Annotated in this window: 8 protein-coding genes; 6 read left to right on the top strand and 2 right to left on the bottom strand. The window is 39.8% G+C overall.

The window, feature by feature from the left end; translation table 11 throughout:
* The first annotated feature begins 187 nt into the window (after positions 1–187).
* From FAZ19_RS14075 to pnp, 3 genes are all read left to right on the top strand, one after another.
* Complete coding sequence (locus FAZ19_RS14075; protein ID WP_136821386.1) at positions 188–1,399, top strand: acyltransferase family protein; 1,212 nt, start codon at positions 188–190, stop codon at positions 1,397–1,399.
* Positions 1,400–1,483: 84 nt separating this feature from the next.
* Positions 1,484–1,762, top strand: a complete 279-nt coding sequence (gene rpsO / locus FAZ19_RS14070) for a 30S ribosomal protein S15 (RefSeq protein WP_136821385.1) — start codon at positions 1,484–1,486, stop codon at positions 1,760–1,762.
* Between the two features lie 215 nt (positions 1,763–1,977).
* Entirely contained in the window at positions 1,978–4,155 is a 2,178-nt protein-coding gene (gene pnp, locus FAZ19_RS14065) for a polyribonucleotide nucleotidyltransferase (RefSeq protein ID WP_136821384.1), read from the top strand.
* Positions 4,156–4,833: 678 nt separating this feature from the next.
* Here pnp and FAZ19_RS14060 read toward each other — a convergent pair.
* Positions 4,834–6,357, bottom strand: a complete 1,524-nt coding sequence (locus FAZ19_RS14060) for an SUMF1/EgtB/PvdO family nonheme iron enzyme (RefSeq protein WP_136821383.1) — start codon at positions 6,355–6,357, stop codon at positions 4,834–4,836.
* Between the two features lie 326 nt (positions 6,358–6,683).
* Here FAZ19_RS14060 and ispF point away from each other — a divergent pair, with 326 nt between their 5' ends.
* Complete coding sequence (gene ispF / locus FAZ19_RS14055; RefSeq protein WP_136821669.1) at positions 6,684–7,163, top strand: 2-C-methyl-D-erythritol 2,4-cyclodiphosphate synthase; 480 nt, start codon at positions 6,684–6,686, stop codon at positions 7,161–7,163.
* Here ispF and FAZ19_RS14050 read toward each other — a convergent pair.
* Positions 7,160–8,377 carry a TCR/Tet family MFS transporter gene (locus tag FAZ19_RS14050; RefSeq protein WP_136821382.1) on the bottom strand — a complete coding sequence of 406 codons (1,218 nt, stop codon included), beginning with the start codon at positions 8,375–8,377 and terminating at the stop codon, positions 7,160–7,162. The genes ispF and FAZ19_RS14050 overlap by 4 nt on opposite strands.
* Before the next feature lie 276 nt (positions 8,378–8,653).
* On the opposite strand from FAZ19_RS14050, the gene porW reads away from it, so the two are divergent.
* Together porW and FAZ19_RS14040 are read left to right on the top strand one after the other, a co-directional pair.
* Positions 8,654–11,794, top strand: coding sequence for a type IX secretion system periplasmic lipoprotein PorW/SprE (porW, locus tag FAZ19_RS14045; protein WP_244927459.1), 3,141 nt, complete (start codon positions 8,654–8,656; stop codon positions 11,792–11,794).
* Between the two features lie 23 nt (positions 11,795–11,817).
* The gene (locus FAZ19_RS14040) at positions 11,818–14,061 is read left to right on the top strand and encodes a transglycosylase domain-containing protein (protein WP_136821380.1); all 2,244 of its coding nucleotides are present in this window, start codon (positions 11,818–11,820) and stop codon (positions 14,059–14,061) included.
* The last annotated feature ends 99 nt before the right edge of the window (positions 14,062–14,160 follow it).

The raw sequence follows: 14,160 nt of genomic DNA, 5'->3' as shown, positions 1-14,160 counted from the left end.
CGTTAAAATAAATTTAACTTCCAAATACTTTTTAAAAAAATTAAAAAGTATTTGCGAAATATATTTTTCCATTCGTTTTTAAAAATCCTTATATTCGTCATTAAATATCTATCTACACATAATAGGCTGATGTTTTCTTGACGAAGCAAATTCTACAGCATTAAGTAAAAGACGAATTATATACATAATGAAACAACGTTACTATTCTTTGGATGTATTTAGAGGTGCTACGGTGGCTTTAATGATTTTGGTAAATAACCCGGGGACATGGGCTTATATGTTTAAGCCATTGACCCACGCCCGATGGCATGGCTGTTCACCAACGGATTTGGTTTTCCCGTTTTTTTTATTTGCGGTAGGAAACGCCATGTCTTTTGTAATTCCGAAGATGCAGGAATCAGGGGGTACTGTCTTTTGGAAAAAAGTGATTAAAAGAACCATACTTATTTTTGCGATTGGGTTATTCCTGAATTGGTGGCCGTTTGTTGCCTGGGTGGATCAGGAATTGCAATTAAAAGAATGGATTAATAGAACGGATCCTACTAAAGGTATACGCATTTTAGGCGTGTTACAACGGATTGCGATTGCTTATTTCTTTGCATCTGTCCTTGCCTACTATTTTAAGCCCCGCATGTTAATTTATATCTCGACAGTAATTCTGTTAGGTTATTGGGTTTTATGTGGGCTCTTAGGCGGATCCGATCCCTATTCGCTTGAAGGTTGGTTTGGAACAGATCTCGATAAACAACTTTTAGGTATTGCGCATATGTATAAAGGTGAGGGCGTGCCTTTTGATCCAGAAGGGATAGCGAGTACATTGCCTGCGATCGTGCAAGTCGTGTTTGGTTATTTAGTGGGAGTCTATATTAGAAATCAAGGACAGGTAAATTGGTTGTGGATTAAAGTTCCAATGAGTAAAGAACCTCATTTCAAATTGCTGTCAGGACTATTTGTAACCGGATTTATCTTTCTTGTGCTTGCATGGATTTGGTCATTGGGTTTCCCGATCAACAAGAAAATATGGACAAGCTCGTACGTTTTGTATACGACAGGGCTAGGTATAATGACTATTGGAGGGATGATTTGGTATATTGAAGTGCAAGGGGTAAAAAATAAGCTGACGCAGTTTTTTGACGTATTTGGTAAAAATCCGTTGTTTATATTTGTACTAAGCGGGTTGTTGCCGCGTTTTCTCGGTTTGTTTCGTATTTCCGATGGAGTAGGAGAGAATGGGGAGCCGAAATACACAACCGCACTTACGTGGTTTTATAAAAATGTATGTGCTGAGATTCCGGGACCACCAGAAATTGGCTCCTTTGTATACTCGCTTTGTTTTCTTACACTCATGTGGGCGATATGTTATTGGTTGGATAAGAAGAGTATATATATAAAAGTGTGATCTTTTCTCTTTGTTCTTCCAAATCTAATTTCTATCTTTGCGTCCAATTAATTAAATTTTTAACGCTTTAATATTATTCAAGAGATGTATTTAAGTAAAGAGTACAAAGCTGGTATCTTCGAAGAGTTTGCAGGTTCAGCAGTAAACACAGGTTCTACAGAAGGACAAGTAGCTTTATTTACTAAAAGAATTGCTCACCTAACAGAGCATTTGAAAAAAAACAGAAAAGACTTTAACACACAACGTTCACTACAAATGTTAGTAGGTAAACGTCGTTCATTATTAGCTTACCTGTACAAGAAAGATATTAACCGTTACCGTGCCATTATCAAAGGCTTAGGTTTACGTGATATCATCAAATAAGCTTTTAGAAAAGAAAATGCAAGAGCCACTTACATCCGTAAGCGGCTCTTTTTCTTTATCTGATTTTGTGACTGTTGAGGTCGCGGGTAATCATAAAGGTTTTTTCGTTCTATGTAGCTGAGAAACTAAATTTTAGTTACCTTTGTGCAACTAAAAAGTAAAATATAATAGATGCATTATAAAGTTGACGCAAAATGCATCACAACAAGAAAACAATGAGTTACAACGAAAAAAAAGTTACAATTGATTTAGGCGGAGATCTAGCGCCTATCGAACTGTCTACTGGTAAATTAGCCAAACAGGCGGATGGTTCAGTAGTATTGAAACAAGGTGATACGATGCTTTTAGCAACAGTCGTCTCTTCACGAGAGGCCAAAGCAGGAGTAGACTTTTTACCATTATCTGTCGATTATCAAGAAAAATATGCTGCTACGGGTCGGATACCCGGAGGCTTTTTACGTCGTGAGGCAAGACTATCTGATTATGAAGTGCTAATCTCTCGTTTAGTCGATAGAGCTTTACGTCCATTATTCCCAGAAACGTATCATGCAGATACGCAAGTTATGATTTCACTTATTTCTGCTGATAAAGATATTATGCCTGATGCATTAGCGGGTTTGGCTGCTTCAGCAGCTTTAGCTGTGTCAGATATTCCGTTCAACGGTCCCATTTCAGAAGTGCGTGTGGCGAAAGTCGATGGAAAATTAGTTATTAACCCTCGTCTTTCAGCATTAGCGAATGCTACTTTGGAATTTATCGTGGCTGGTTCGGCTCAAGATATCGTGATGGTAGAAGGTGAAGCAGACGAAATCTCGGAGACTGAAATGGTGGAGGCAATTGCTTTTGCTCATGAAGCGATCAAAAAGCAGGTAGCCGCTCAGATTGAGTTAGCAAACTTGGTGGGATCGACGGTAAAACGCGAATTCAACCATGAACCCTCAAACCCTACATTAAGAGCAGAAATTTTTAGTGCAACGTACGATAAAGTATATGAAATCGCTAAGTCTGGTTCATCAAAGCATGAACGTTCCGAAGGATTTGCAGCTATAAGTGAGGCCTTTTTTGAGAAATTAGGCGAAGAGATCGATGAGGAAACCAAATTCTTGGCGAAAAAATATTTTCATGATGTACAATATGATGCGGTTCGTAATCTGCTTCTAAATGAAGGAATTCGTTTGGACGGACGTAGCGCACGCACTGTTCGTCCGATTTGGTCTGAAGTTGATTTCTTGCCAGCAGCACACGGTTCTGCCGTGTTTACTCGTGGTGAGACACAATCGTTGACTTCTGTGACATTGGGTGCAAAAGATGATGAGCAAATGATCGATGGTGCTTTTATCAACGGATATAATAAATTTATTTTGCATTATAACTTTCCAGGATTCTCTACTGGAGAGGTAAGACCGAATAGAGGTGCTGGTCGTCGTGAAATTGGTCATGGTAACTTAGCTATGCGGTCATTGAAAAAGGTATTGCCATCCGACGCGGAAAACCCTTATACAATTCGTATTGTTTCTGATATCCTAGAGTCAAACGGGTCTTCATCGATGGCGACGGTATGTGCAGGCACGTTGGCTTTATTGGATGCGGGTGTGAAATTGAAAGCACCAGTTTCCGGTATTGCAATGGGTTTAATAAGTGATGAAACAACTGGAAAATATGCTATCTTATCTGATATCCTAGGGGACGAAGATCACTTAGGTGATATGGACTTTAAAGTTACTGGTACGAAAAATGGTATCGTAGCATGTCAGATGGATTTGAAAATAAATGGTCTGAAATGGGAAGTGCTTACCCAAGCACTAGACCAGGCGAAAGAAGCACGCCTTCATATCTTAGGCGAGATGGTGAAAACGATAGATGCTCCACGTGAAGATTATAAACCACATGCGCCTCGTATTATCCAATTGACGATCGATAAAGAATTTATTGGAGCGATTATCGGACCTGGTGGTAAAATCATCCAGGAAATGCAACGTGAGACTGGTGCTACAATTTCCATTGAAGAAGTGGATAACAAAGGTATTGTACAGATTTTTGCAGATAATAAAGCTGCGATTGATGCTGCCACTACGCGTATCAAAAACATTGTAGCGAGACCGGAAGTTGGTGAAATCTACGAAGGTAAAGTGAAGTCTATCATGAGCTTTGGCGCATTCGTTGAGATTATGCCGGGTAAAGATGGTTTATTGCATATTTCTGAAGTTGATTGGAAACGCCTTGAAACGATGGATGGAGTGTTGAAAGAAGGCGATATGGTTACGGTTAAACTACTGGATATTGATAAACAAGGTAAGATGAAACTTTCCCGTAAAGTATTGTTACCTCGTCCTCCACGTGAAGATAAACCTAAGCAAGATCAAGCACCGTCTGCTGATGCTCCCCAAGCTTAGTTTAAAATTTTATTAGATATTGAAAAGTCCGTGGTAAGCGGACTTTTTTTATGCCTTTATTTGAAAAGAGCTTCTTTTTTTATAAAAAGAAGGAAAAAATCATCGCTGTACCCATTTGCCAGAACGGCTAATGCGTCCTCCTGCATTTGGCAAATGGCTAAGGCGATATTTGTCCAATTTGTAAGGCTGGTGCTTTTTCTCGATATTATTTTATACTTCAGCTGGATTAAAAAGACGACCTAGGTCGATGTAGCGTTAAGAAAGCTTGTAGATTTGCGTTAAGAACAGATCCACAAAGCGAAGCGGCTTGGAGCTGTTTAGTAAATCCAAAAGCTTTTAGCGTAATATTGACCAAGTCTTGGGTTTTGCTTCTTTTGGCCAAGCAAAAGAAGGAGAGCCGCCCGCCGATGAGGGCAAAAAGATAAAATATAGATATTATTGGCTACCAATAAAATTGGAAATCAGCGAATAATAATCTGACTAATTTAATACTTCCTTTAATAAAAAACAAAATACAAACGCTAACTATATATAACAAAACTTTCATGATCCATTGAATCACCAACAGGCATGAAAGTTCTTGATGGCCTTTGAGAAATAGACACTTTCAGAAAAAAAGGCTTTGACATACTCTAATGCCAAAGCCTTTTCTGTATTTTAATATAATGTGCCTTAATTTTATGGCGTAGCCGAACCTCTTTTAGCCGAGGAAGGCCCATATACATTCCCTACCATTGTCATGGCACAACGGAATCCAGTCATGGCATTGGATTCATCCTGCTGCATAAAACGACGTGTTGCGGGATTTAACCAATACGCCCTATCATTCCAAGATCCACCTTTGTAAACGCGTGACTTGTCATTAACCAACGTCGTCTTACCATATAATTCATTGAGTTCCTCATCTTTGAAGCCCCTAACATCGTAATCGTAGGCAGCAGTTGATGGTGTTCCCGCCTTTGCCGCTTGTAACTCTTCCCAGGTTTGTTTTCGTGCTGCTTTCGCAGGAACCTTAATTGGACGACCATATTTATCTTTCGCTAATGTCCGAGTTTCTGCATTTTCATACTCATTGTCCACGAAAACGTGACCACGGAAGGGGTTAAAATCTTCGAAATCTTCGTAAGATAGTTGACGATAGACGTCGCTTACCCACTCATTTACATTACCCGCCATATTGTATAATCCGAAATCGTTGGGAGCATAGCTTTTAACAGAAACAGTTATATCGCCGCCATCATTTAAGTTTCCAGCAACCCCCATATTATTACCACTGGTAATTTTAAAGTTAGCCATCATTCGTCCCTGATTCTTACGATTTCCTGAACGGACACCCAAACCGTTCCATGGATAAGTCTTGCTATTCTCAATGTTACCCTCTATGGTATTGCCAATCAATCCCAATGCGGCGTATTCCCATTCTGCCTCCGTCGGCAGCCGATAAGGTTGCTTAAGAATCCCATCTTCCATGCGTACAATGCGTTTAGCATCTTTTTCAGCGCCTATTTTGTTGTCTTTAGGCATGTTCTTGCCATCTATACCCTCCCCTTGAATTTGACCGTTTAAATAAATATCAGTATTAAAGGCTTGGCCTTCTCTGGTCTGTTGTTCACTTAACGTTTTGTAATCTACTAAGGCGCCGCTTTCACGAAGGATGTGCTCATTTACACGATCTGTTCTCCATAAACAGTAAGCATTGGCCTGATCCCAGGTTACGCCTACCACCGGGTAATCCTGAAAAGAAGGGTGACGCAAATAAAAATTAACGTACGGTTCGTTGTAGGACAACGGGTTTCGCCATACTAAAGAATCGGGTAGGGCATCATAATATAACTTTCCGTCTTCAGGATAATTCTGAGCGATCCAATGCAGATATTCAAGCCAATCGGCGTTCGAAACTTCTGTTTCATCGATATAAAATGAAGCTACCGTTACTCGCCTCTTCAGATTATCATGAGAGTAACCTAAATCTTCATTTAAGCTACCTCCCATCACGAACGTACCGCCTTCTATACCTATTAGCCCCGGACCAGAAGATCCTTTAATCTTGCGATTGATTTGTAAACCGCCGTTATAAGGGTCGTTGTATCGTACACCGGTTTTGTCAGAAACATTGCTTCTGCTGCTTTTACAGGATGTCATTACTAATGATGCCGAAAACATGATTAATAATGAGGCTATAGCGATTTTGATATAGTGCATAAAAATGATCAATATTACATTGCGTAAAGCCAAAATTAAGAAATAATTTAATATCACACATTAAAAAGAGACTTTATCGTAGTTTTTTAACGTCCAGAAAGTCTTAAAAAATGTTAAAGTTTGAGAATGTTCTTCACGAAGGTCTTGAAGTAGTTTTTCTACTGTAACAAATAAGTCTTAATTTCGCTTTCGTGAAACCGCGATGTAAATTATTACACACATTGCAAAGAGTGTTTACATTGAGGTCGCATTAATCATTAAAGCGATCTCGTCTATAGCGAGCGTATTCGTTGGAAAAGTGATATTTATCGATAAAATACAAAATGATGAAAATAAAGGTAGGTTTTGGATTTGATGTCCATCAAATGAGAGAAGGTCATCCATTTTTCGTAGGTGGCGTTCAACTCGATCATCATTCGGGAGCATTTGGTCACTCAGATGCAGACGTGTTAGTCCACGCGATTTGCGATGCCATTTTGGGTGCCGCCAACCTGGAAGATATAGGTTATCATTTTCCAAATACAGATGATAAATGGAAGGGCATTAGCAGTCTGGTGTTATTAACGGAATGCGTTCGGTTGGTGGCGAATAAGGGGTGGAAAATAGGGAATATCGATGCAATGTTGTGTCTGGAAGCACCAAAAATAAAACCCTATATCTCGGAAATGAAAAAGAAGCTCGCGGAGTCGACGGGGTTGGATTTAGACGATATTTCTATTAAAGCAACGACAAATGAAACGATGGGTTTTATCGGACGAGAAGAGGGGGTGGTGGCGTATGCGGTCTGTTTGATTCAGAAGGATTAACGATCTCTGGTTCCTTTAAAATAACGGACAGCGATAATAAATGCGGTTAACGCTAAAAGTCCAGCTACAAAAAATGGTGCGCCGGGAAAATAAATTTGGGCTCCTTTACGGGAGAAATGAGAAAATAAGCTTGTCATCATAAGGGGACCAATGATAGCCGTTAGGCTGATAACACACGTTATTCCGCCTTGGATTTGCCCTTGTTCATTCTGCGGTATTAGATTGGAGACGTAACTTTGAAGAGATGGCCCCGCTATTCCGGCTAGTACATAAGGAATACTGATAGCAAAAAGCATCCAGCTTTCCGTGGACAGGCCGTACAATGGAAGAGAGACCGTATATAATAAGGTCCCTAAAACGATAGCCCATCTTAATCCAATTTTTGGTATTATGAGACGGATGAGACCCGCTTGGACAAGCATCAATAAAATACCGATAAAGCCGAGAGATATACCCACCATCCGTTCGTTCCAGTGAAATTTTTCCATCGTATAGTATGACCATGTGCTTTGTACAGAATGAGCAGCCATGTTAATCAGAAAAATACATACGATTAAAGGCAGGATTATAGGATATCTATTTAGGTGTACAAAGGTGCCTATGGGGTTTGCAAGTCTCCAATTAAAAGCTCGTCTAAGTCCAGGTTTCAAAGACTCTGGAACAATAAAATAGCCGTAAATAAAATTAAGAAAGCTTAATAAGGCAGCCGCGAAAAAAGGTACGCGTGCGCCGTAATGTCCGAGCAATCCCCCTAACACTGGGCCTATAATAAAACCGACGCCAAATGCCGCGCCCAATAACCCGAAATTTTGTGCCTTATTTTGCGGAGTGCTGATGTCTGCTATATAGGCTGCTGCCACGGTGTGGCTCGCTCCTGTCACGCCTGCAATTAAACGACCGATAAAAAGCCAGAAAATAGACGGCGCAAAGCCCATTAGGAGGTAATTGATGCAAAAGCCGAAAAGAGAAATCAATAACACAGGTCTTCTTCCAAAACGATCGCTCAGGTTACCAAGAACAGAGGCAAAAAAAAACTGTGTAAATGCGTACGCGAAGACCAGCCAGCCTCCGTACTGTGAGGCTGCGCTAATGTCACCATGAATAAGCTCTTGAATAAGCTTGGGCATCACAGGTATGATAATGCCTAAACCTATCGTGTCAATTACTACGGTGATGAAAATAAAAAAAAGACCGGCTGATGTTTTGTTCCTCATTATCAAAGCGTAAATGTATAAAAAGAATGGATAGTCCCTGTCAATAAACAGTAGTTTTTTTTTACATGTGGGCATTTGACAAGTGTAGCTGTTTTCAATGTACACGACTGCTTTTAGTGATAAGGGGATGGATCAAAATCGGATGTTAATATTCTGCTAAGAACTTGCATTGCATCTCAAGTTTATCTAAGTTTGCATTTACGTGGATAGGTATGTGCTGGAAGTTACTCACAGTTTTTAAATGAAAGAATGCTTAATCTGAAAAAGATTTATTGGTTGAAAAAAATATGTTTTCTCTTGTTCCTGGGGTTAACTACCAGTGCTTTTGTGATGGGGTGTAAGGGAATCAAAAAAAACAATAGCACTTTTCAAAAAGCAGATGCTGAAGATGACACTATAGTAAGGTATAATTTCATGCAAAACGTCACTACAAAATACAATATTCTGTACAATGCGAACCTGATGTTGGAAAAAGAACGCGACGCGATTGCAAATACCAAGAAACATAATTATCAGATTCGTCAGACAGTTTTCGACGAACCTGCTGCTCAAGGGGATTCGCATGTTATGATGGATTCCTTAGTTAAAAAGGCTTATAAAGTGGTAAATACGAAGCAGGAAAGTAAATACGTCAACGAAGCCTACTTCATTATCGGTAAGACTAATTATTACAAAGGGTCGTACTACACAGCTTTGGAGTTTTTTGATCAGATTATTCGCAATTCTGGGGAACAGGTGGGCTTCGTGCCGATGGGCTACGCATGGAAATCTAGGGCTTTACTTCAAATAGGTAAAGAAGAACAAGCGAAATTAATGGTGGATTCTGCATTTGCAACACTCAGTGATGAGAAAGATGTGCGCACCTTTGTGAATGCGTCGAAAGCAAATTACTTAATACGGAATGGTGAGGAGCTCGAAGCAATTCCGTATTTGGAGTACGCCTTAGAATCAAATAGTGATCTCAGTAATAAAAGAAGGTGGATGTTTTTGCTCGCACAGTTATACCGTGATAATGGACAACCAGAGCAAGCCCTTCAGTACTTTCAACAGATTTCGCGAAGTAATGTACCTTATGATATGGCTTTTGAGGCATCTCTACAAACCGCATTTTTAAAAGGAAATAGCTATTCATCGATCGAAGATCGTGTGAAGCCATTGAAACGGATGCTTCGTGAAGGTAAAAATGATGGGTATCAGGATCAAATATTATTTCAAATAGGGGATATATATTATGCAGACGGTAAAATAGAGGAGGCCCTTGCGGCGTATAGTAAATCGCTTAGCGAACCGAAAAGAAATAATTATCAAACTACGGAGACTTATCTGAAATTGGGAGACCATTATTTTGAAAATGGTAAATATCAATTAGCACAATTGTATTACGATTCTGTAGCGATCGTTTTACCGGCCGACTATACAGATGTGAACAAAATACGTCGAAAGCTGGGGTATATGTCTGAAATAACTCGATTGTATGAAGAGATTGCATGGCAAGATACGTTACTACAGTTAGCTGGGCTTAATGAACCAGATTTAGAAAGTGTGTTGGAGGGATACGCTGATGTTGCATTGCAAGCAAAGAAGTTCGAAATAGAAAAAGCTAAACAGGCGAAAACAACTGCTAAAAATAAGAGAAATACTTCGCAGAACTCAAATGCCGCGCTGATGGCATTTAACACACCTACTAATTCATTAGCCACAAATTCGGACAAAACTTTTTATTTTAATAATCAGGATGAGTTGGTATTGGGACAATCCTCATTTAGGCGACGCTGGGGCAATAGGCAACTCAAAGACAATTGGCGATACGAAGCAGATAATTCTGCAGCGGTCAAGGTGACACAAAACGTCCCTGTTGGGCCAGACCTTGTAAAGGATGATGAAATTGAACTGGATGAAGCACTATTTGTGTCCGCTGTAAAGTCGAAATACACCAGTGAAATACCCAAGGAAAAGGAAGCTTACGAAGCCAGTCACAAAAAAGTACACGATAACTTAATTGTAATCGGGAACATATACCGAGATTATACAAAAGACAATATCGATGCGATAAAGGTTTATGAAGAATTTTTGAGAAGATACCCAAATACGGAAGCTGGTGCAGAAATCTACTATTCCCTTTACCGCATGTACGATGGTTTAGATCAAGCGAAATCATTGGATTATAAAACACGCCTAATTGCGTTATATCCTAAAAGTTTACATGCGCAGATCGCGCTCGATCCATCTTACATGGATAAACTAAAAAGGGATAAAAATATTTTGGATCGTGTGTTTGAGAAGCTGTTCACCCTCTACACTAACGGCGATCATGCCACTGTTATTTCTGAGGCCGACAAAGACTTGAAAGAGCGTTTTGCAAATACGGGTTTAGTTGCACAAGTGGAGTATCTGCGGGCTTTAGCCATAGGTAGAGTGGGTAGGGTAGACGATTTTACAGAGGCCTTGAACGATATCGTTGCAAAGTACCCTGCAGATAGTCTGGTAGTGCCTTTAGCAAAGGAAAATTTAGCTTTTATAGTACAACATCCAGATTACTTTACCCATCGCGTAAATGCACTGCAAGATATAGATAAGAGTAGGGTCGCATTTATAGACGAGCCTCACATGACGGCCTGGCCAAGCTTAGGAATTGATGGAGATTACAGAACTGGTACAGCAATTGTGCAGGAAATACCTAAACCGAAGGAAGAACTTCTAATTGCAAAAGTAGAACCTAAAGTTGAGCAACTTACCAACAATGAAGTGGCAGCAAAAGTAGAAAAGGAAAAGATACCTGCAAAAGTTGAAGTAGCTATCAAAGATGAAATAAAAAACAAAGAACCGGAAAAGGAGACATTACTGAAAATAGAAGAAAAGGCTGTTTCTGAAGAATTAAATCAAGAGGTTGTTGTGGAAATAGAAGAAGAGGAACGAAGATTAGCGGGTTTATCAGGTATTGCCGTTGATGGTAAAATAACTGCAAACACGCAAGCTAATACCAATGTGTCACTCGGCCAAATCAATAGACCGCTAGGTCAGGTTAATATTGATCTTGGTCCAAATGATTACAGGGACAAAAAGCTTTTTCCAGATACCGCCACATATTATTTTACGATCAATGTGATGGATGCAAAATTAAATATGGCACCGAGCAGGTACGGTGTTGGGCAGTTTAATAGAACCCGCTATGCCCAATCGGCAATTAATCATCAACTGAAAATGGTGAACGGTGAGAACCAACTAATATTCATCGGGCCGTTTAATACCTTTGAAGAAGTAAAAGGGTATGAATCAAAGATTTTACCGATGATGCATGAAATTATGAAGGTACCTGTAGAAATTTACAATACTTTTGTCATTACAAAAGATGTATTTCCTTCACTTACCGATGGAGTACAGATTAAGAATTATCATCAAACTTATAGCGAACAATAGTTTCCTATAACTATTATATTAAAATGAAGAGAGAGTCTAAGAAGAATCAATTAACGCAAGAAGATATTTCCCGGTATACACGTAATTTTTGGAAATTCCTCATAGGAATTATCGTTTTGGCAGCTTTGTTTTTAACTTGCGTACGTTTTGGCCTTTTTGGTCAGTTACCTTCTTTCGAAGATTTGGAGAATCCAAGAAGTAATCTAGCTTCGGAGATATTAACCGACGATCACAAGGTATTGGGTACCTATTATGTTCACAATCGATCTAACGTAAAATATAGTGAGCTTTCCCCACATTTAGTTAATGCCTTGATTGCGACTGAAGATAAGCGTTTCTACGGACATTCGGGAATTGATTACTCCCGAACAATAACAGCGATATTTTATACGTTGGTAGGCAACAAGCAGGGAGGAAGTACCATTACACAGCAGCTGGCACTTAACCTTTTCTCAGAAAAGAGAGAGCGTAATAAGATTAAGCGGGTGATGCAGAAATTTCAGGAATGGATTACCGCCGTTCGATTGGAACGTAATTATACAAAGGAAGAGATCATTATGATGTATTTCAATACGGTCGATTTTGGTGCATATAATACGTATGGTATTAAATCCGCTGCGCGTACTTATTTTAGTACTACTCCCGACAAACTTACAGCCGAGCAGGCTGCCGTTTTGGTCGCGATGTTAAAAGGTACTTATTTATATTCTCCAATTAAATTTCCGGAAAAGTCCCTGCTTCGGAGAAATCAGGTATTAATCAATATGCACGATGAGGATTTTTTAACGGATGAAGAATTAGCAAAAGCTAAAGAAATGCCATTGGGGTTGAAATTACGGATCTCAAATTATGGAGAGGGCTTAGCACCTTATTTTAGAGCTGTACTAAAAGAGGAGATAAAAAGAGAACTGAAACGACTCTCGATTACCAAAGCAGACGGTAGCCCATATGATTTGGACAAGGACGGATTGCGCATCTATACCCCTATAAATTACAACATGCAGCAGTATGCTGAGGAAGCCCAAAAGGAATGGATGCAAACGCTACAAAAGGAATTTGATAAGCAATGGAAGCGAAGAAATGCGTTTAACGGCGATAACGCAAAGTTATTGGAATCAGGAATGAAACAGTCGGACCGCTACCGGGTATTGAAGAACGAGGGGTTATCTGAGGCTGATATCAAGAAGGCATTCAATACAAAAGTTCCGATGACGCTATTTACCTGGAAAGGAAACATTGATACGGTAATGACCCCCATGGATTCGATAAAGTATAATAAACTATTATTGCGCAACGCGATGATGGCCATGGAACCGCAAACCGGGCATATTAAAGCGTGGGTAGGAGGGATTAATTTCGAACATTTTAAATATGATCAAGTAAAATTAGGAACGCGGCAGGTAGGTTCTACAGCGAAACCGTTTACCTATGCAGTGGCAATTGATAATGGCTATTCACCTTGTTTCTCCGTGCCAAATCACCAACAATCTTACGGTAATTGGACGCCTCGTGGAACGGTTCAAGGTGGCGATCCGATCACACTGAAAAACGCGTTAAAATATTCTCAAAACTTTGCTTCTGCTTACGTGATAAATGAGGTTGGCGCTGCTAGTGTTGCGGCATTAACTAAAAAAATGGGCATTACTTCAAATATACCGAGTTACCCTTCCATCTCTTTGGGTTCTTACGACGCTTCTATTTATGATATGGTGGGCGCTTATTCCGCATTTGTAAATCACGGTACATGGGTAGAACCTACCATGATACTGCGAATTGAAGATAAAAATGGAACAGCTATTTACGAGAAAGCACCAAAAGTCGTAAAAGCGCTGAATAGCGAATCTGCTTATATCATGGTCGATATGTTAAAAGGTGCTGTCGACGGGGGAACTGGAAGTCGTCTTCGCCGTAAAGAGTATGGCGGATTGACTTATCCAATGGGAGGAAAGACGGGAACGACAAATGATAATTCCGATGCCTGGTTTATTGGCATTACGCCAGAGTTGGTTGCGGGTGTATGGACGGGAGCAGAAGATAGAGGCATTAGTTTTAATAATATGCAATACGGACAGGGTGCTGCCGCTGCACTTCCTGTATTTGGATTTTTCATGAAAAAGGTATATAACGATAAGGAACTGAAATATTCAAAAAAGGATTTTGCTTTACCTCCGGGAGGAATGACGCGAGAGATGGATTGCAGTAAATATTCGACATTCCATGGTGTTACAGAAGACCCACCATTGGACGACGATCGATTAGGATTTTAATAGTTAGAAACTAATTTAGCCGAGCTTTGGATTTTTATAAATTCGTCGTTCGGCATTTTTTCTTGAAAGGGGTGGTTTAATGAACCTTCGTGAAGCTAT

The organism is Sphingobacterium alkalisoli (genome assembly GCF_005049105.1).
Classification (GTDB): Bacteria; Bacteroidota; Bacteroidia; order Sphingobacteriales; family Sphingobacteriaceae; genus Sphingobacterium; species Sphingobacterium alkalisoli.
This window is presented reverse-complemented; position numbering and strand designations above follow the sequence as displayed.